The organism is Corallococcus sp. CA049B, from assembly GCF_003611685.1.
Taxonomy (GTDB): Bacteria; Myxococcota; Myxococcia; order Myxococcales; family Myxococcaceae; genus Corallococcus; species Corallococcus coralloides.
In genome coordinates, this window is record NZ_RAWC01000162.1 from 1 (window position 1) to 20567 (window position 20567).

The window sequence follows — 20567 nt, forward strand, 5'->3', positions numbered from 1 at the left end:
CGCCTGCCCTGCGCGTCTCCCGAGCCCGTCTCCCGAGCCCGCCTGGGGAATCACTTCCCCGGGCAGCATGGGATTCGCGCCGTTACGCACCCTTCTGGGCGGGATGGAACCGGCGCGCCGGCCGTCACGCCGACATGTGGAGCAGACACGGACGCCGCCCCACAGTGAGGGCCTGCTCGGACGGGATGTCCTCCAGCGGAAGCCCAAGCGTCGGGAAGTACGCGCTTGGGTGAGGTGGGACCGGACACATTGCACCGGGGGGGCTCCTCCCAGCGCGCGTCCCGGTCCTTATAATCGAAGTGCCTTTTCACCCCGTGGAGGAGGGCGGCTCCCCTCCGACACGAGCCGAACGCGCGGTCCCACTCCGCGGCGGGGTCCCGAAGGGGCTGAAGCATCGCGATTGTCGTCGCCTGGGACCTCTTCGGAGTGGGTGTGGAATGGCCTTCCAGCCCTCCAGGTTCACCATGTTGGCCCCCCGGAAGCACGCGACCGTTCGCGTCCTCCTGTGAGGCTACGAGGGAGAGACATGAAGGACGCTGAGAAGGGCTCGTGGGTCTCCAGAATCGCCGCGTTCCAGGACGTGAAGACCTACGCGGAACTCAACTGGGAGGGCTCTTTCGAGGACTACCTCGAAATCGTCCGCAAGAACCCCAAGGTCACCCGCACCGCCTTCCAGAGGATCTACGACATGATCCTCAGCCACGGGAAGTCGGAGTACATCGACAACAAGAAGAAGCTCACCCGCTACCACTTCTTCAGTGACGAGCGCTTCGGCGGCCGGGACGCCATCTTCGGCCTGGACGTGCCGCTGATGAAGCTGGTCAACGTCTTCAAGTCCGCCGCCCAGGGCTACGGGACAGAGAAGCGCGTCATCCTCCTGCACGGCCCCGTGGGCTCGTCCAAGTCCACCATCGCCCGCCTGCTCAAGAAGGGCATGGAGGAGTACTCGAAGACGCCCGAGGGCGCCGCGTACACCTTCTCCTGGCTCACCGACAAGAAGCAGCCGGACGGCACGGTGACGAAGGAGAAGATGAAGTGCCCGATGAACGAGGAGCCCCTCAACCTCATCCCGCGGGAGTGGCGCGACAAGGTCTTCTCCGAGCTGTCCCCGCCGGAGTCCGGCTACACGATCCCCAACGGCTGCGAGCTGTGCCCCGCCTGCCGCTTCGTCTTCAAGGAGCTGATGACCCAGTACGGCGGTGACTTCGCCCAGGTCATGGGCCACGTGCACGTCAACCGGCTCATCTTCAGTGAGAAGGACCGCGTGGGCATTGGCACGTTCCAGCCCAAGGACGAAAAGAACCAGGACTCCACGGAGCTCACCGGCGACATCAACTACCGGAAGATCGCCGAGTACGGCTCGGACTCCGACCCGCGCGCCTTCAACTTCGACGGCGAGTTCAACATCGCCAACCGCGGCGTCATCGAGTTCGTGGAAGTGCTCAAGCTGGACGTCGCGTTCCTCTACGACCTGCTCGGCGCGTCGCAGGAGCACAAGATCAAGCCGAAGAAGTTCCCTCAGACGGACATCGACGAGGTCATCATCGGGCACACCAACGAGCCCGAGTACAAGAAGCTCGAGAACAACGAGTTCATGGAGGCCTTGCGCGACCGTACGGTGAAGATTGACATCCCGTACATCACCAAGCTCGCGGAGGAGGTGAAGATCTACGAGAAGGACTTCAACTCCCGCGCCATCAAGGGCAAGCACATCGCCCCGCACACGCTGGAGATGGCCGCCATGTGGGCCGTCCTCACGCGCCTGGAGGAGCCCAAGAAGCACAACCTGTCGCTCCTGCAGAAGCTCAAGCTCTACAACGGCAAGACGCTCCCCAACTTCACCGAGGACAACATCAAGGAGCTGCGCAAGGAGTCCGTGCGCGAGGGCCTGGAGGGCATCAGCGCCCGCTACATCCAGGACAAAATCAGCAACGCCCTGGTGAGCGACAAGGGCGAGGGCTGCATCAACCCCTTCATGGTGCTCAACGAGCTGGAAGCCGGCTTGAAGACGCACTCCCTCATCAACACCGAGGACGCGCGCAAGCGGATGAAGGAGCTGCTCACCACGGTGAAGCAGGAGTACGAGGACATCGTCAAGAACGAGGTCCAGCGCGCCATCAGCGCCGACGAGGACGCCATCGGCAAGCTGTGCGGCAACTACATCGACAACATCAAGGCCTTCACCCAGAAGGAGAAGGTCCGCAACAAGTACACCGGCATCTACGAGGTGCCGGACGAGCGCTTGATGCGGTCGATTGAAGAGAAGATCGACATCCCGGAGAGCCGCAAGGACGACTTCCGCGGGGAGATCATGAACTACATCGGCGCGCTCGCCGTGGAGGGCAAGACCTTCAACTACCGGACCAACGAGCGGCTGCACAAGGCGCTGGAGCTGAAGCTGTTCGAGGACCAGAAGGACAGCATCAAGCTCAAGAACCTGGTGTCGTCCGTCGTGGACAAGGAGACCCAGGAGAAGATCGACCTGGTGAAGGACCGGATGATGAAGAACTACGGGTACTGCGAGATCTGCTCCACGGACGTGCTGAACTTCGTGGCCAGCATCTTCGCCCGCGGTGACGCCAAGGAGTAACGCTAGCGACTTGCCCAAGAGGGACGTGACACCGTGACCTTGAAGATCCACCAGGACCACTCCCGCTTCAAACAGATCGTCCGCGGGAAGATCAAAGCCAACCTGCGCAAGTACGTGCAGAAGGGCGAGATGCTGGGCAAGAAGGGCAAGGATGCCATCAGCATCCCCATCCCCTTCATCGACATCCCGCGCTTCAAGTACGGCCACAAGGAGCAGGGCGGCGTCGGACAGGGTGACGGTGACGTGGGTCAGCAGCTCGGCCCCGGGGCGGTGGAGCCCGGGGACGGGCACCAGGCCGGCCAGGGCGAAGGCGACCACGCCCTGGAGGTGGACGTCACGCTGGAGGAGCTGGCGCAGATCCTGGGCGAGGAGCTCCAGCTGCCGCGGATTGAGCGGCGGCAGAACGAGCGCATCGTCACGCAGAAGGTGAAGTACACGGGCGTGAACACCACGGGCCCGGAGTCGCTGCGCCACTTCAAGCGCACCTTCAAGCAGGCCCTGAAGCGGCAGATCGCCACCGGCACCTACGACCCGAAGATGCCGGTCATCATCCCCACGCGCGAGGACCGGCGCTACCGCAGCTACAAGCTGCAGGAGCTGCCAGAGACGAACGCGGTCATCATCTACATGATGGACGTGTCCGGCTCCATGGGGGACGAGCAGAAGGAGATCGTCCGCATCGAGAGCTTCTGGCTCGATACGTGGCTCAAGCATCAATACAAGGGCCTGGAGTCGCGCTACATCATCCACGACGCGGTGGCCCGCGAAGTGGACCGCGACACGTTCTTCCACACCCGCGAGTCCGGCGGGACGATGATCTCCAGCGCGTACAAGCTGTGCCGGGACATCATCCAGGCGGACTACCCGAAGAGCGCGTGGAACATCTACCCGTTCCACTTCAGCGACGGGGACAACTGGAGCGCGGACGACACGCGCCAGTGCATCGAGATGCTCCGCAACGACATCCTCCCGCAGGTGAACCAGTTCGCCTACGGGCAGGTGGAGTCCCCCTACGGCAGCGGGCAGTTCATCAAGGACCTGCGCGAAGCCGTGGGTGACACGAACAACGTCTCGTTGAGCGAGATCGCGGACAAGGACGCCATCTACGCCTCCATCAAGGACTTCCTCGGCAAGGGGCGCTGACCAAGGCGCTTCTGTCTCATCCCCCACCGGAGCCACCGCCCCATGCCCAAGAGCCTCACACCGCGACTCGCAGCGCTGCGGGATGAAATCCACGGCTACGCCAAGGAGTTCGGCCTGGACTTCTTCGACACCGTCTTCGAGATGGTGAGCTACGACGAGATGAACATGGTGGCCGCCTACGGCGGCTTCCCCACCCGCTATCCCCACTGGCGCTGGGGCATGGAGTACGAGCAACTGGCGAAGGGGTACGAGTACGGGCTTTCGAAAATCTACGAGCTCGTCATCAACAATGACCCCTGCTACGCCTACTTGATGGAGAGCAACCCGGAGGTGGACCAGAAGCTGGTGATGGCCCACGTCTACGGTCACTGCGACTTCTTCAAGAACAACTTCTCCTTCCGGCACACCAACCGCCGGATGATTGACGACATGGCCAACCACGCCACCCGCGTCCGGCGGTGGGTGGACAAGATTGGCGTGGAGAAGGTGGAGGACTTCATCGACCGGACGCTGTCGCTGGAGAACCTCATCGACCAGCACGCGCCCCACATCCGGCGCAACCCGGACCCGCAGCGCGCGGAGGAAGAGGCCAAGTCCAACGAGCGTGTGGAGGGCTTCAAGGTGAACCGCGAGTACATGCGCGGCTTCATCAACCCCTCCGAGTTCATGGACTCACAGCGCAAGCGCGCGGAGGACGAGAAGCAGCAGCGCAAGCGCTTCCCGGAGCGCCCGCAGCGCGACGTGCTGTACTTCCTCCTGGAGCACGCGCCGCTGGAGCCGTGGGAGGTGGACATCCTCTCCATCCTGCGCGACGAGGCGTACTACTTCGCGCCGCAGGGCCAGACGAAGATCATGAACGAGGGGTGGGCCAGCTACTGGCACTCCACCATCATGACCCGCCGGGCGCTGCGGGACGATGAGATCATCGACTACGCGGACCACCACTCCGGCACCATGGGCGTGCGCCCCGGCGCCATCAACCCGTACAAGCTGGGCATCGAGCTGTGGCGGGACATCGAGGACCGGTGGAACAAGGGCAAGTTCGGCAAGGAGTGGGACGAGTGCGATGACCTTCGCGCGCGCCAGGCCTGGGACAAGAAGCTGGGCGCGGGGCGCGAGAAGATCTTCGAGGTGCGCAAGCACTACAACGACATCACCTTCATCGACACGTTCCTCACCGCCGAGTTCGCCCAGCAGCAGAAGCTCTTCGTCTACGGCTTCAACGACAAGCGCAACTCGTGGGAGATCCTCGACCGCGAGTTCCGCAAGGTGAAGAACAAGCTGCTCACGTCGCTCACCAACTTCGGGCAGCCCATCATCGAAGTGGTGGACGGCAACTACGAGAACCGCTCGGAGCTGCTGCTCGCGCACAAGCATGACGGGCAGGACCTGAAGGGCGACTACGCGCGGGAGACGCTGCGCAACCTCCAGTCCCTCTGGCGGCGGCCGGTGAACATCATCACCCGGTACGACGGCAAGGGGACCCTGCTGCGCTACGACGGGCAGCACCACTCGGAAAAGAAAGTGGAGCTGTAACCGGCAAGCAGGCAGGCGGGCTTGGGAAGTGCGGTCAGGATTTGGGCGGAGGAGCAACCGTCCTCTACACTCCTGTATCGCCCCCCATGAAGACCGCTTCCCTCCTCTGCCTTGCCGCCCTCGGGGTGGCTTCGACGTCTGAAGCCGCCACCCAGTTCGAAATCAAGAACCGCCGCATCGAGCCGCGCCAGACGCTGGCGGGCGCGCTGCATGACGCGCAGCTGCCCGACGAGCAGGTGACGGCGGTCATCTCCGCGCTGGAGGGCGTGTTCGACTTCCGCAAGTCGCGCGTGGGGGACCAGTTCCGGCTGGTGATGAAGAACGGCGAGCTGGACTTCTTCGACTACCGCCAGAGCACCGTGGACGAGTGGCAGGTGCGCCGCGACGGGGAGAAGTACGTCGGCAGCAAGCGCTCCATCGAGGTGGAGAAGCAGGTGTCGCTGGTGTCGCTGGAGATCAGCTCGTCCCTGTACGAGGCGACGCTGGCGGCGGGTGAGGACCCGTCCATCGGACTGGTGCTGTCGGACGTGTTCGCGTGGGACATCGACTTCTACCGGGACGTGCGCAAGGGCGACAAGGCCAAGGCCCTGGTGGAGAAGTTCGTCTCCAAGGGCCGCGTGCTGCGCTACGGCGAGGTGCTGGCGGCCACGTATGAGGGCGGCCTGGTGGGCAACAAGCGCGTGTTCCGCTACGTGCTGCCCAACGGCGAGGCCAACTTCTTCCAGGAGGACGGCGCCAGCGCGAAGAAGACCTTCCTCAAGAGCCCGCTGAAGTACGCGCACGTCACCAGCAGCTTCGGGTCGCGCTTCCACCCGGTGCTCCAGTACGTGAAGAACCACAACGGCGTGGACTACGGCACGCCCATTGGCACCCCGGTGTGGGCCGTGGCGGACGGCACCGTCGTGTCCGCGGGCAACGCGGGCGCCGCGGGCAACATGGTGGTGCTGCGCCACGCCAACGGCATGGAGACGCAGTACATGCACCTGTCGCGCTTTGGCGACGGCGTGCGCACGGGCCAGCGCGTGCGGCAGAAGCAGGTGATTGCCTACTCCGGCAACACCGGCCGCTCCACCGGCCCGCACCTGCACTTCGGCCTGAAGCGCAACGGCACCTACGCCAACCCGCTCACCCAGAAGTTCCCCCGCGCGGATCCGCTGCCCAAGGAGCTGACAGAGGACTTCCTCGCCAAGGCGCGCGACATGGCCCAGCAGATTGACGCGGTGTCCGTGGCCGCCGTCGCTGGCAAGGCGGGCCCGCCGCCCACCGCCACGAAGTAGGCGCCAAACGCCTTGAGCTGAAGGCCCCCGGGCCCCCTCCCCTTCACGGTGGAGCGGGGCCCGTCGCTTTTCGCCGGGCCGTCAGGTCCACTCCGGGCCGTCAGGTCCATTCAATGACGAACTCGGAGTCGCCCAGGCACCGCTCGGTGCCCCGCACGCTGCCCTCGCGGTGGAGCGCGGTGAGGGGGCCCCCGAGGATACCCTCGTGGACCGCCACGGGCAGCAGGTCGCCCTTGAAGAAGAGCCTCACGCGCTTGTCGCCCAGGGCCTGGTACTCGCGCTGCCCGTAGCTCACCGCGGTGGAGTACGACGCGGGCGCGTTGCCGTAGAGGCGCTTGGGGTCTCCGCCGCCAGAGGTGAGGCGCAGGAGCGTCTGCCCCACCGTGGACTCGAAGAACGTCCCGACGATGGCCTCCCCGCACGCCCGCAGGGCCGCGTCACGCGTGCCGAACTCCGGCTGGAGCGCCTCCGACGCGAAGGCGAGCAGCCGCAGGAAGTCCACCGCCGGGTAGGAGAAGAAGTCCACGGGGCTGCGCTGCATGAGCGGCGCGCGCAGACGCTCCGCCTCGTCACGCCCCAACCGCTGGTGCACGAGCCGCAGCACCGCCGCGAAGCTCAGCCCCCGCACGGTGTCCCCCGGCCGGGTGAGGGCGATGCGCTGCTCCAGGTCATCCAGGGGGAGGGACATGCACAAAGCGTTTTACCTTACTTCCGCGCGATTCCGGCCCGTCTCATGCGCAGGAGGAAGACGCGGACGTCTGTCATTCCCTGGGGCCGCGCCGCGTCACGGCGGGTCCCCAAGCACCTTCCCTCCCTGGCGGGGGAAGCGGCCGACCCCAGGTGGGGAACGCGGGTTTCCCCTGCCCTGGGCTGGCGTGACACGGTACCCTTCCGCCATGGGCGTCCCGCGTCAAAAGCGCGGGCGCTTGCGCAGTCCATCAACCCCCTCGCGACCTTCGAGACGACCGACTTATGGCTCCTCCCGCCTCCGCGCGCCCCGCATCGCCCCCGCCCTCCGCCTCGGGAACCCCCGAAGACAGCGGCCGCACCGGGCTCGACGCGGCCAGCGTCCGTCGCGGCTTCTTCGAACACGTGCGCTATTCGCGCGGCAAGAACCCGGAGACGGCCACCCCGCACGACCGCTTCATGGCGCTGTCCCTGGCCGTGCGCGACCGCCTCACGGACCGCTGGGTGAAGACGGCGCGCACCTACTACGAGCAGGACGTCAAGCGCGCCTATTACCTGTCCGCGGAGTACCTGCTGGGTCGCGCGCTGGGCAACAACCTGCTCAACCTCAACATGTACGAGGCCGCGGCCGCCGCCATGCAGGACGTCGGCGTGGACCTGAGCCAGCTGCTGGAGATGGAGCCGGACGCGGGCCTGGGCAACGGCGGCCTGGGCCGGCTGGCGGCGTGCTTCCTGGATTCGCTGGCCACCCTGGGCTACCCGGGCATGGGCTACGGCATCCGCTACGAGTTCGGCATCTTCTCCCAGGACCTGGTGGAGGGACACCAGGTGGAGCGCGCGGACGAGTGGCTGAAGTTCGGCAACCCGTGGGAGATCGTCCGGCCGGAGAAGGCGGTGCCGGTGCGCTTCTTCGGGCGCGTGGAGCACCACCAGGGTCCGGATGGCCGGCCCGTGGCGCGCTGGGTGGGCGGCAAGACGGTCATCGGCGTGCCGTACGACACGCCCATCGCGGGCTACGGCAACAACACGGTCAACACGCTGCGGCTGTGGCAGGCGCGCGCGAGCGCGGAGTTCGACCTGCTCCTGTTCAACGCCGGTGACTACGAGCGGTCCGTGGTGGAGAAGAACGACTCGGAGGTCATCTCCAAGGTCCTCTATCCCAACGACGCGTTCCAGGCCGGCAAGGAGCTGCGCCTCAAGCAGCAGTACTTCTTCGTGGCGTGCTCCATCGCGGACATCGTCCGGCGCTACCTGAAGAACCACAACGACTTCCGTGACTTCTCCCGGAAGGTGGCCATCCAGCTCAACGACACGCACCCGGCCATTGGCGTGGCGGAGCTGATGCGCGTGCTGGTGGATGAGAAGCGCCTGCTCTGGGACGAGGCGTGGTCCATCACCCAGGAGACGTTCGGCTACACCAACCACACGCTGCTGGCGGAGGCCATGGAGCGCTGGCCGGTGTCGCTGTTCGAGCGGCTGCTGCCCCGTCACCTGGAAATCATCTTCGAGATCAACCAGCGCTTCATGCGCCAGGTGCAGATCCGCTACCCGTTCGACGTGGAGAAGCAGCAGCGGATGAGCCTGGTGGAGGAGGGCCCGGAGAAGAAGATCCGCATGGCCCACCTGGCCGTGGTGGGCAGCCACAGCATCAACGGCGTGGCCGCGCTGCACACGGACCTGCTGCGCCGCGACGTGCTCCCGGACTTCGCGCAGATGTACCCGGAGCGCTTCAACAACAAGACCAACGGCGTGACGCCGCGCCGGTGGCTGGCGTGGTGCAACCCGCGCCTGTCCAAGCTGATCACCAGCCGCATCGGTGAGGGCTGGGCCACGGACCTGGACCAGCTCCAGAAGCTGGAGGCGCACGCGGAGGACCCGGAGTTCCGCAAGGCCTTCCGCGAGGTGAAGCGTGCCAACAAGGACGAGCTGGCCCAGCACGTGCGGGACTTGCGCTGGGTGCAGCTCAATCCGGACGCCATCTTCGACGTGCAGATCAAGCGCCTGCACGAGTACAAGCGGCAGCTGCTGGACGCCGTCCACATCGTGGCGCTGTGGATGAAGGCGCGGCGCGACCCGGCGAGCGTCATCACGCCGCGCGCGTTCCTCTTCGGCGCGAAGGCGGCGCCGGGCTACCACCTGGCGAAGCTGACCATCCGGCTCATCAACGGCATCGCGGAGGTGGTCAACAGCGACGCGGGCGCCACGGGCTTGCAGGTGGTGTTCCTGCCCAACTACCGGGTGAGCCTGGCGGAGCGCATCATCCCCGCGGCGGACGTGTCCGAGCAGATTTCGACGGCGGGCTGGGAGGCGTCCGGCACGGGCAACATGAAGCTGATGCTCAACGGCGCGCTGACGCTGGGCACGCTGGACGGCGCCAACGTGGAGATTCGCGACGCGGTGGGCGACGAGAACTTCTTCCTCTTCGGCCTCACGGCGGACGAGGTCATCGCGCGCAAGAAGGCCGGCTACCGGCCGCGCGAGGTGTACGAGTCCAACACGGAGCTGCGCGAGGCGTTGGACCTCATCCGCTCCGGCTTCTTCTCGCCGGAGGACCGCAACCTCTTCCAGCCCCTGGTGGACAGCCTGCTCAACGAGGACCGCTACCTGGTGCTGGCGGACTTCGCGTCCTACGCGGCGAAGCAGGAGGACGTGGCGCGCGCCTACAAGGACACCGAGTCCTGGACGAAGAAGTGCATCATCAACGTCGCCCGCGCGGGCATCTTCTCCTCCGACCGCACCATCAAGCAGTACGCGGAGGAGATCTGGCGCGTGCAGCAGACGAACGTGGAGTGACGCGCGCGCCATGAGCACGGGCCCCTCACCCTCGGGAGCGCAGGCCCACCGCGAGCAGTTGGAGCGGTGGGTGCTGGACTTCACCGACGCGTTCAACCGCGACGACCTGGACGCTGTGATGGGCTGGTTCCATCCGGACGCCGTCTACGAGACGTATGACGGCGTCCACTGCCAGGGGTTGGACGCCATCCGCGCCGCCTTCGCCCCGCAGTTCCGGGGCGACTTCGGACGCATCCGCTTCCTGACGGAGGACATGGTGGTGGACGTGTCCGCGGGCAAGGTGGTGCTGCGCTGGCGGTGCCAGCACGACCTGTCCGGCCCGGGCGCGCTCAAGCCGTGGCTGTACCGGCTGCTGTATGGCCGGGACTTCGGCTGGTACGGGCTGGACGTGCTGCACTGGGAGAATGGCCGCCTGCGCGAAAAGCGGACCTACGCGCAGGCGGGGCTCCCCAAGGTGCGGCGCGGGCCGGCGTGAGGCTTCCGGCCCGCGCCGGGGCCTACGCGGCCTTGTTGAGCCAGGCCTCGTACGCGCGGAAGTCGTAGTCGCGGCCGAGGAAGTGGTTCACCAGGCGGGCGGCGTCGTCGGAGCCGCCCGGCTCCAGCACCGCGCGGCGGTAGGCCTGCGCGGGCTCCGGGTTGAGCAGGCCCTTCGTCTGGAACACCGTGAAGAGGTCCTTCGCGATGACCAACGACCACATGTACGTGTAGTAGTTGGACGAGTACCCATCCAGGTGCCCGAAGGTGAGGTGGAAGTACGTGCCCTCCAGGTACGGGAAGGGGATGTACTGGCCCTGCAGCTCGCGCACGAGCGCAGTGGCGTCCAGGTCCTTCGGGTCGCGCCGGTACAGCTCCAGGCTGAGCGCCGCGTAGAACATCTGCTGGCGCACGAAGAGGCCCTTGCCGAACTCGTCCGCGGCGAGCATGCGCTCCACCAGCTCCGCGGGCAGGGCCTCCCCCGTCTGGTAGTGCTTCGCGAAGGTCTGCAGGCACGTCACGTCGCGCGCCCACTCCTCCAGCATCTGCGACGGGGCCTCCACGAAGTCCCACTCCGTGCGCACGCCGGACAGGCCCGCCCACTTCGTGTGGCCGCCGAAGATGTGGTGCAGCAGGTGGCCGAACTCGTGGAAGAACGTCTCCACGTCGCCGTGCTGCATGAGCGCGGGCTCCGTGCCGGGCTTGGGGAAGTTGCAGATGAGCGCGCCTTCCGGGAGCCGCCGGCCTGACTTGCCGCTCGTCAGGGTGAACTGGGCCGCGTGCTTGTACTTGTCCGCGCGCGGGTGCATGTCCAGGAAGAAGCGGCCCTTGAGCGTGGTGCCTTCATGGACGTCGTAGACCTCCACGTCCGGGTGCCACACGGGCACGTCCTTCACCGGGCGGTAGGTGACGCCGAAGAGGCGCGCGGTGAGGTCCAGCACGCCCTGCTTCACGCGGGTGTATTCGAAGTAGGGGCGCACCGTCTGCGAGTCGAAGGCGTACTGCTCCGCCTTCACGCGGTCATCCAGGTAGCCGGAGTCCCACGGGTTCACCTTGTCGGCCGCCGGGTCGTCCTTGCGCTTGCGCTCCAGGAGCACCGCGTAGTCGCGCTTCATGCGCTCTTCGGACGCGTCCGCGATCTTCCGGATGAAGGTGCCCGCGGCGTCCGCGGTGCGCACCATCTTGTCCTCGGTGGCGTAGGCGGCCCAGTGCGGGTAGCCCAGGAGCGTGGCCAGCTCGTGGCGCTTCTGCACCAGGTTCTGGAGCACGTTCACGTTGGCGGGGTAGCCGCGCTGGCGGTTGGCGCGCCAGAGCTCCTCGCGGGCCTTGCCGTCGCGCGCGTAGGTGAGGAAGGGCACCAGGTCCGGGTAGTCCGTGGAGATGCGCACCTGGCCGTCCTCGCCGGGGGCGTGCGCGCGCACGTAGTCCTCCGGCAGGCCGTCCAGCGCGGACGGGGGCAGCGACACCTTGCGGGTGTCCTGGCTGATGTTGCGGCTGAACTCCTGGCCAATGCGGACGAGCTCCTCCTGGAGCGCCTTCACCCTCGCGCGGGTGGCGTCGTCGCGGTCCACGCCGGCGCGGCGGAAGTCGCGCAGCACCTTCTCCATCCACTTGCGCGTGGCGGCGTCCTCGTTGGCCAGGCTCACGGCCGCGAGGACGTCGTAGACGCCCCGGTCCATGCGGATGTCGTTGGCCAGGTTCTCGATGGCCTGCTCGGAGGCTTCCGCGGCCTCGCGCAGGGCGGCCTCCGGGTGCGTGTGGCGCACGACGCTGGCGCGCGCGGCGGCGTCATCCAGCGCGGCGGAGGACTCGTCGAACAGCTCCAGGACCTCCTTGGGGGGCGTGGAGGCGGGCAGCGTCTTCAGTCGCGCGATGCCGTCGCGGGCCTTGGCCAGGGCCTCCTCGCTCGCGCGGCGGAACTCCTCCGGCGGGCAGGTGACGTGGCGGGCGGCGTCGGGGACCAGGGGCTCGGACACGGGTAAGGCTCCTCTCAAGCCGTGGGTGTGCGGGAAAGGGCTCAAAGCTAATGCGCCCCGTCCTTCCTGGCAGCATCCGAGTGCTCCTGCGCGAGCGGTTGCCGGGCAGTGGACGCCCTCCCCTGCCCTGTCCGTCGGGCGGCGGACGGGCGGGCGGTGCCCCAACGGCGGAAGGCCGCCCCGGCGCGCGTGCCGGAGGCGGCCTTCCTGGGACTTCGAGGGTGAGGCGGAGGCGTCAGTAGGACTCGAGCGGGCTCGCGGAATTCTTGATGTCCACGGGGTTCGTCAGCGGAGTCTCCACCACCGTCACGGAACCGTAGGTGCCCTCGGGCGGCACGGTCTTGCCGTTCTGATCGCAGTACACCCACGGCGCCCCCGCGTCCGTGAACCGGTAGCGGAAGCCGTAGCTGTACGTGCCGGCCGTGGGAATCTGGAGGACCGCCTTCATCTCGTCGTTGTTCGAGCCCGGCGAGTTGAAGCCCGCGTTGAAGTCCGCTGCCTTCCACGTCCAGCCCGCGGGGTTGGTGGGGTCCGTGCCGTAGCCCAGCTGCGCCTCGATGAACGGGTAGAAGTCGTTGCCCAGCGTGTTCCGCAGCGTGACGTCGCGGCTGTAGAACTGGCTGTAGATGTCGTAGCTGTCGGTGGTGCTGATCTCCGCCGGGTAGGCGCCGTTACCCGCCGGGAACGTCTTCGGGTACTGAATGGCGCACCAGTTCAGCGGCTTCTCCACGTTCAGGCCGCAGTCGTCGTTGGCCTGGCCCGGCGTGCCCTGGCCTCCGCCGGACAGGCTGCCGGTAGAATCGCACCAGTACCAGGCCCGGGCGCTGCCCTTCGTCCCGATGATGCTGGACGCGAGGCTCATGGCCCGGCCCGTCTCCTGGGGGAACGCGCTCGTGTACGTGAGGCTGTCCACCGTCACCGTGCCCTGCTTGAGCGTGATGGAGCCGGTGCTGTCCATGAACACGTCGAGGCCGTAGCTGGTGCTCGCCGGCACGCCACCGTTGCGCGTGTAGTTCGCGTCCTGCGCGAGCACCGTCCGCCCGCCGGGGGGCACCAGCAGCGTGGGGTTGTGGACCACCGTGAAGGACGTTTCCGAGCCCGTGCCGTTCACCAGGGTCACCGTCATGCCGTGCGCGTCCAGCAGATGCGACGTGGTGTTGGTCAACTCCAGGTACTCCGTGGTGCCCACGGAAGGCGAGTGCATCACCTCCGAGATGACCAGCTCGCCCGCCCCCGGGTGCGGCGCGGTGGTGCACGCGCCCGCGTAGCAGACCGCGTCCGCGCCGGGGCAGGCCTGGAGTTCCATCCCGCCGTCCACGCAGGTCGGCGCGCCGTCCTGCACCACGCACACCGATGAGTAGACCTCCAGCGAGGTGCCGTCCTCCGCGCACTGGGACGCGGGCGGCGTGCACACGTAGCCCTCGCACGGGTTGGTGGTGGTGGCGCTCGCGGAGGCCAGCGCGCTGGCGTTGTCCGCGCCGTCGAACGCCTTCAGCGCGAAGTGGTACGTCGTGGCCGCCGTCAGGCCGGTGACGGTGAAGGCCTCCGCAGTGCTCGCCGTCTGGGGCGCGCCCACGCCTGTCACGGGCGTGGCGGAGTCGAAGGTGGCGTCGGTGATGACGGACGTGGCGTAGCGCAGCTCATAGCGCGCGGCCGTGCCCAGGATGCCGTCATCGCCCGGGGCCTTCCAGTCCAGCCGGATGCTGGCGCTGGACACCGCCGTCGCGCTGAAGTCCGCCGCGGCGGCCGGCGCTTGCGTGTCGGAGAGGGTCAGGTTCGCGGACGTGGCGTCCTGAAGGCCGTCCGCGCTCGCCTGGAGCTGGTACGTGCCTTCGTCGTCGATGCTGATGCCGGTGAAGGTGGCCACGCCCTCCTCGGTGGTGTGCGTGGGAATGCCCTGCGCGAAGGTGCCGCCCACCAGCGCCAGCTTCACCGCCAGCCCGGTCACCGGCACCGGGTTGCCGAAGGCGTCCCGCACCGCCACCTTCACGTCCCCCAGGGAGGCGCGCACCGACACGGGCGAAGCGGGCTGCTGCGTGAACACCAGCTGCGAGGGCGCCGCGGCGGCCACGTCCACGGGCTGCTCGAACGAGAAGTCCCCCGCGCTGTCCTCGACCGTCAGGAACTGAAACCCGGCCGTGCGGAAGGTGATGCCCTGGAACTTGAACCTGCCCGCGTCCGTCGCGGTGAACGCGTGGGAGGGCAACGTCGCGGCCGCGTCCGTGGACGTCAGCTTCACCGTGCCCGTGTAGGTCGTCACCGGATTGGAGAACGCGTCCTCGAGCGTGACCTCCAGGTCCTGCGCCACGCCCGCCGTGGCGGTTTCCAGGAAGCGGTCATACCCCAGGGCCGTCACCGCCCCCGGAGCCACCTTGAAGACGGTGCTGGCCACGGGCTCGAAGCCCGGAGCGTTCGCGATGAAGTGGTAGCCCCCACCCGCCTTCTTCAGCACCACGTCCGGGAAGACCGCGACGCCGTTCACCGTGGCCACCGTCAGCAGGCCCTCCGGGAACACGATGCCGCCGGAGCCCAGGGACAGCGTCACCTCCGCCGTGCTGTCCGTCACCACCTCGCCAGCGCCGTTGCGCACCTCCACCACCAGGAGCTTGAGCGGCTCGCCCGCCACGCCATCCGGCAGCGCCGAGCGGAACGCCAGCAGCCTCACGGTGTTGACGTCGGCGAAGTTCACGGTGGCCGTCGCGTCGAGCAGCACCCTCTGGCCGGTGTCGTCCTTCACGGACGCCTTCACCGTCTTCACGCCCGGCACCGTGGACGTCACGTGCGCCTGAGCCACGCCGGTGATGTCGGTGACGAGCGCCGACTCCAGCACGAAGGCGCCCTCCCCCTCCACCGTCAGCGACACCGAGCGCCCGGACAGCCGCGAGCCGTCCGCCTTGCGCAGCGCCGTCACCGTGACGACCGCGAAGTCGCTGCCGTTCGCCAGCAAGCCCGTGGGCCGGTCCACCACCACCGTGGAGGAGGCGGCGTCCACCACGCCTTCCACCTCCGGTGGAGGCTGCTGCGGGGTTCCAGAGTCCTTGCAGCCCAGCGACAAGCCCAGACACAGCACGCTCAACCCCAGACAGCGGGCGAGCACAGCGATCCGTGGGGACATGGATGTCTCCGTCCAGCGAGCAGCCCCGCGCGTCAGCGCTTGCACATCACGCGGGGTTGCAGTGCTTTCTAGCAGGCATCCTCCGGTCGCCGCGAAGTGGCACCGGAACCTTGTACATCAACTGAACTCAGCCGTTGATGGCCTGGAGCACCGCGGCGCCGCCCAGCAGGGACTGTCCACCGTCGCAGACCATGATGGAGCCGGTGATGTACGACGCGGCGTCCGAGGCCAGGAACAGGGCCAGCCGGGCGATGTCGTCCGGCTTTCCGAAGCGCTGGAGCGGCAGGGCTTCCGCGAGCTTCTGCCGGGCACCCTCCGACGGGGCCAGGCGGCTCATGCCCTCCGTGCCCTCGATGGGGCCCGGGGTGATGGCGTTGACGCGCACGCCCGTGCCGCCCCACTCGATGGCGAGCACGCGGGTGAGCATGTCCACGCCGGCCTTGGCGGCGCACACGTGGGCCTGCATGGCCATGGGCAGGTAGGCCTGGGGCGCGGAGATGTTGATGACGGCGGCGCCCGGCTTGCGCAGGTGTTCGAAGGCGGCGCGGGACACGTTGAAGGTGCCCAGCACGTCGATGTCCATCACCGCCTTGAAGCCGTTGGAGGACATGCCCAGCACGGGCGCGGGGAAGTTGCCGGCGGCGCCGCACACCAGCACGTCGATTTCGCCGTAAGCGTCCTTCACCTGCTGGAGCGCCTTCTCCACGGACGCGTAGTCGCGCACGTCGGCGGCCACGCCCATGGCGGTGCCGTGGGCCGCAAGGCCCTTCACCGCGCCCTCCAGCTTCTCCACGTTGCGGCCGTTGATGGCCACCTTCGCGCCCGCCTTCACGAACGCGGTGGCGATGCCGAGGTTGATGCCGCTGCTGCCGCCGGAGACGAACGCCGTCTTGCCCTTGAGCAGCCCATCCTTGAACACGCTGTCCGCCATGGAATCGCTCCCTTTCGAAATCAGCCGAACTCCACGACCTTCTGCCCGAAGAGGCGGTCCACCGCGAGGAGCAAATCGTCGTTCACCTGCACCTTGAGGGTGGTGCCGGAGATGTGCGCCTCCGCCTCCCCGGGGAACAGCACGCTCACCGCCACCGGGGTCGCGCCCGCGTACTTCTTCGCCAGCTCGTTGAGCTTCGCCAGCCGCTCCTCGGTGACGATCTCCGCGGGAAGCCGCAGCTCCAGGCGCTTGGTGCGCTTCTCACGCACGGCCTTGAGGCTCTGGATGTCCTCGACGATGAGCTCCGCGGTGGGCGTGTTCTCGTCGCGCTGGGAGATCTGCACGGTGCCGGTGACGAGGATGGGGTCGTCCGACTTGAGCAGGTGCTCCCAGTGCTCGTAGCCCGGCTTGGGGCCCTGCTTGGACCACTTGCCGTCCTTGCCCATCACGTTGCGCGTGCCGTCCTTGCCCGGGAAGCACACCAGCTCCGTGGAGCCGGACAGGTCTTCAATGGTGACCCACGCCATGCGCTTGCCCGTCTTGGTGGGGCGCTCGCGCAGCACGGTGATGATGCCCGCCACGGTGAGCTTCTCGTCGCGGCGCGCGCGCTGCACGGCGGTGATGGGCCGCGCGTAGCGCTTGAGCTCCTTCTCGTACTGGTACAGCGGGTGGCCGGACACGTAGAAGCCGATGGCCTCCTTCTCGAAGGCCAGGCGCTCCTTCTCCGGCCACTCCTCCACCGCCGCGTAGTCATCCTTGAGGCCGGTGCCGGCGGACGCGGGGCCCGCGAGCATGCCGAACAGCGAGCTCTGGCCCGCGGCCTTGTCCTTCTGGCTGGACGAGCCGCGGTTCATCGCGCGCTCGATGGTCTCGAAGAGCTGCGCGCGGGGGCGCTTCTCGAAGTCGAAGGCGCCGGCCTTGACCAGCGCTTCGAGCACCTTGCGGTTGACGCGGCGGCCGTCCACGCGCTCGCAGAAGTCGAAGAGGCTCTTGAAGGGGCCTTCCTTGCGCGCCTCCAGGATGGACTCGATGGCGCCCTCGCCCACGCCCTTGATGGCGCCCAGACCGAAGCGGATCTTCCCCTCCACCGCGCCGAAGGCCATGTCGGACTGGTTCACGTCCGGCGGCAGCACCTGCGTGCCCGACTCGCGGGCCTCGCCGATGTGCTTCACCACCTTGTCGGTGTTGTCCTTCTCGCTGGTGAGAAGGGCGGCCATGAATTCGCACGGGTAGTGGGCCTTGAGCCACGCCGTGTGGATGGTGACCAGGCCGTACGCCGCGGAGTGGCTCTTGTTGAAGCCGTACTCGGCGAACTTCTCCATCAGGTCGAAGATTTCGCCCGCGACCTTCAGGTCCACGTTGTTGGTCTTGCAGCCCTCCAGGAAGCCGGCGCGCTCGGCCTGCATGACCTCCGCCTTCTTCTTGCCCATGGCGCGGCGAAGGAGGTCGGCGCGGCCCAGGGTGTAGCCTCCCAGCACCTGGGAGATCTGCATCACCTGTTCCTGGTAGACGATGACGCCGTAGGTGTCCTTGAGCACCGGCTCCAGGTTGGGGTGCGGATAGGCCACCTTCTCCCGGCCGTGCTTGCGGTTGATGAAGACGTCCACCATGCCGGAGTCCAGCGGACCCGGGCGGTAGAGCGCGCCCGCGGCGATGACGTCCTCGAAGCAGGTGGGCTTGAGCTTCATCACCATTTCGGTGAAGCCGCTGGACTCCATCTGGAAGACGCCGGCGGTGTCGCCCTCCGCCATCAACTGCCACATCTTCTCGTCGTGCAGCGGGATTTCGTGCCGCTTGATGTCCTTGCCGTGGTTGCGGTTCACCAGGTCCAGCGCGTGCTGGATGACCGTGAGCGTCTTCAGGCCGAGGAAGTCGAACTTCACCAGGCCCGCGGCCTCCACCTCGTCCTTGGCGAACTGGGTGATGAGGATCTTCTCGCCGGGCGGCTGGTAGACGGGCACGAACTCCCAGAGCGGCTTGTCCGCGATGACCACGCCCGCGGCGTGCATGCCGGGCTGGCGGTGCAGTCCCTCCAGCGCGAGCGCGATTTCGAGCACGTCCTTGGTGGTGACGGGGTTGCCCTCCACCTCACCGATGTTCTGGGGCTTTTCAATCATCTCCTTGAGGCGAGGCTCCATCTCGATGGCCTCCTTCAAGGTGATGTTGAGGACCTCGGGCACCAGCTTGGCGATGCGGTCGCCTTCGCTGAAGGGCAGGCCGAAGACGCGGCACACGTCGCGCAGCACGCTCTTGGCCTTGAGCGAACCGAACGTGATGATCTGCCCCACGTTCATCTCGCCGTACTTGCGGCCCACGTACTTGATGACCTCGTCGCGCCGGTCCTGGCAGAAGTCGATATCGAAGTCCGGCATCGACACGCGCTCCGGGTTGAGGAAGCGCTCGAAGAGGAGGTTGTACGGGATGGGGTCCAGGTCGGTGATGCGCAGCGCGTAGGCGACCAGCGAACCCGCGCCGGAGCCACGGCCAGGGCCCACCGGGATGTTGTGGTCCTTGGCCCAGTTGATGAAGTCCTGGACGATGAGGAAGTAGCCGGAGAAGCCCATGCGCTGGATGACGCCCAGCTCCAGCGTGAGGCGCGCCTGGTACTGCTCACGGTCGATGGGGTACTGGCCTTCCAGCTCCTTGAAGCGCTGGCGCAGGCCTTCGTAGGCCAGCTCCGACATGAAGGTGTCCGGGGTGTGGCCGTCCGGCACCTTGAACGTGGGGAGCATGGGCTTGCCCAGCTTCAGCTCCACGTTGCACATCTCCGCGATGCGCATGCTGTTGTGCACGGCCTCCGGCGAGTCGGCGAAGAAGCCGAGCATCTCCTCCGGGCTCGTGACGTAGAGCTTGTCGGTGGAGTGGCGCAGGCGCTTGTTGTCCGCCAGCGTCTTGCCGCTGGCGATGCACATGAGCAGCTCGTGCGCCTTGGCGTCCTCGCGCTTGATGTAGTGCGCGTCCGCGGTGGCGACGAGCGGGATGTCCAGGTCACGAGACAGCTGCTTCAGGTTCTCGTTGGCCTTGTCCTGCTCGACCATGCCGTTGGACTGGACCTCCAGGTAGAAGCTGTCGGGCTCGAAGATGCCCTTGTATTCGGCGGCCACGCGGCGGGCGTGGTCCATGTCGCCGCGGAAGCACGCGCTCGTCACTTCACCGCCCAGGCACGCGGTGAGGCCGACCAGGCCCTTGCTGTGCTCCGCGAGCACCTGCTTGTCGATGCGCGGGTGGTAGTAGAACCCGTTCATGTACGCGGTGGAGGACAGGTAGCGCAGGTTCGCGTAGCCCTCCGCGTTCTTGGCCAGGAGGATGAGGTGGTGGGCCACCTTCTCCGAGCGGTCCTCGCGCCCCTTGGGGCCCGCGACGTAGGCCTCCAGGCCGAGGATGGGCTTGATGCCGGCGTCCTTGGCCTTCTTGTAGAAGTCGATGGTGCCGAACATGTTGCCGTGGTCCGTCACGGCCACGCTCGACATGCCCTTCTCCTTCACCGTCTTGATGAGGTCCTTCATCCGGATGGCCCCATCCAGCAGCGAATAGAGGGTGTGGAGGTGAAGGTGGGTAAAGGACATGGGCGTTCCGGCTCCCGGTGAAGAAAGAGGCGCCTGAACACTAGAGCCCGCAACCCCTGCTCGCCAGTCCAGTGACGGGGCTGGAGGAAAGAAGCGGAACAGGCGCGTGCGGGGCCCGGAAAACCGGCCCGGGAGACACCGGGAGCGGAATTCCAGCCCCCCGTCCGTCCGGGCGTGGGCACTCCCTCCGGGCATGGGGTGGCCGCCGTGGGATTCGTGACCACGCTGCCCCAGGATGCCCGCCTTCGCCCGTACACCGCCGACGCTCGCTCGCGCCCTCCTGCTGGGCTGCCGGGCGGGCCTGCTCGTCTTCCTGGCGCTCTACACGCTCTGTGCCCTGCTGAACATGCAACTGGGTTACCAGGGGAACGAGAGCCATGTCGTCACGGAGTACGTCTGGAACGCGTGGCGGAGCGTGGTGCTGTGGCAGGTGGCGCGGCTCCTTGGCGCGTACTGCGTGGTGGGGCTGGTGCTGGGGG

At 67.3% G+C, this 20567-nt stretch carries 11 protein-coding genes and 1 pseudogene; 7 read left to right on the forward strand and 5 right to left on the reverse strand.

Going from position 1 to position 20567, the window contains the following annotated elements:
- Positions 1 to 526 precede the first annotated feature (526 nt).
- The 4 genes from D7W82_RS28110 (at position 527) to D7W82_RS28125 (ending at position 6546) form a co-directional block, all read left to right on the forward strand.
- On the forward strand, positions 527 to 2590 hold the full coding sequence (locus D7W82_RS28110; protein WP_120566271.1) for a PrkA family serine protein kinase: 2064 nt from the start codon (positions 527 to 529) through the stop codon (positions 2588 to 2590).
- Positions 2591 to 2623: 33 nt separating this feature from the next.
- Positions 2624 to 3733: a DUF444 family protein gene (locus D7W82_RS28115; protein ID WP_120566270.1), complete on the forward strand. Its 1110-nt coding sequence runs from the start codon at positions 2624 to 2626 to the stop codon at positions 3731 to 3733.
- A gap of 42 nt (positions 3734 to 3775) precedes the next feature.
- A complete protein-coding gene (locus D7W82_RS28120) occupies positions 3776 to 5269 on the forward strand; it encodes a SpoVR family protein (RefSeq protein WP_120549430.1) in 1494 nt (497 codons plus the stop codon).
- A gap of 86 nt (positions 5270 to 5355) precedes the next feature.
- Positions 5356 to 6546, forward strand: a complete 1191-nt coding sequence (locus D7W82_RS28125; protein WP_120621291.1) for a peptidoglycan DD-metalloendopeptidase family protein — start codon at positions 5356 to 5358, stop codon at positions 6544 to 6546.
- A gap of 100 nt (positions 6547 to 6646) precedes the next feature.
- Here D7W82_RS28125 and D7W82_RS28130 read toward each other — a convergent pair whose 3' ends face one another.
- Positions 6647 to 7234 carry a DUF2378 family protein gene (locus D7W82_RS28130; protein WP_120621292.1) on the reverse strand — a complete coding sequence of 196 codons (588 nt, stop codon included), beginning with the start codon at positions 7232 to 7234 and terminating at the stop codon, positions 6647 to 6649.
- A gap of 284 nt (positions 7235 to 7518) precedes the next feature.
- On the opposite strand from D7W82_RS28130, the gene D7W82_RS28135 reads away from it, so the two are divergent.
- Together D7W82_RS28135 and D7W82_RS28140 are read left to right on the forward strand one after the other, a co-directional pair.
- Entirely contained in the window at positions 7519 to 10026 is a 2508-nt protein-coding gene (locus tag D7W82_RS28135; RefSeq protein WP_120621293.1) for a glycogen/starch/alpha-glucan phosphorylase, read from the forward strand.
- Positions 10027 to 10036: 10 nt separating this feature from the next.
- Positions 10037 to 10501 (forward strand): nuclear transport factor 2 family protein, encoded by a 465-nt coding sequence (locus tag D7W82_RS28140; protein WP_120621294.1) that lies wholly within the window; start codon positions 10037 to 10039, stop codon positions 10499 to 10501.
- A 22-nt stretch (positions 10502 to 10523) separates the two neighbouring features.
- On the opposite strand, the gene D7W82_RS28145 is transcribed toward D7W82_RS28140, so the two are convergent.
- The 4 genes from D7W82_RS28145 to dnaE all read right to left on the reverse strand — a co-directional run bounded on the left by D7W82_RS28145 (position 10524) and on the right by dnaE (position 20088).
- Complete coding sequence (locus tag D7W82_RS28145; protein ID WP_120621295.1) at positions 10524 to 12476, reverse strand: M3 family metallopeptidase; 1953 nt, start codon at positions 12474 to 12476, stop codon at positions 10524 to 10526.
- A gap of 235 nt (positions 12477 to 12711) precedes the next feature.
- Entirely contained in the window at positions 12712 to 15591 is a 2880-nt protein-coding gene (locus D7W82_RS28150) for an Ig-like domain-containing protein (protein ID WP_147439592.1), read from the reverse strand.
- Between the two features lie 127 nt (positions 15592 to 15718).
- A complete protein-coding gene (locus D7W82_RS28155; RefSeq protein ID WP_120621297.1) occupies positions 15719 to 16522 on the reverse strand; it encodes an SDR family oxidoreductase in 804 nt (267 codons plus the stop codon).
- 20 nt (positions 16523 to 16542) lie between these two features.
- Positions 16543 to 20088, reverse strand: a complete 3546-nt coding sequence (gene dnaE / locus D7W82_RS28160) for a DNA polymerase III subunit alpha (RefSeq protein WP_120621298.1) — start codon at positions 20086 to 20088, stop codon at positions 16543 to 16545.
- A gap of 235 nt (positions 20089 to 20323) precedes the next feature.
- On the opposite strand from dnaE, the pseudogene D7W82_RS28165 reads away from it, so the two are divergent.
- A pseudogene (locus D7W82_RS28165) lies at positions 20324 to 20567 on the forward strand (arylsulfatase); the annotation flags it as partial.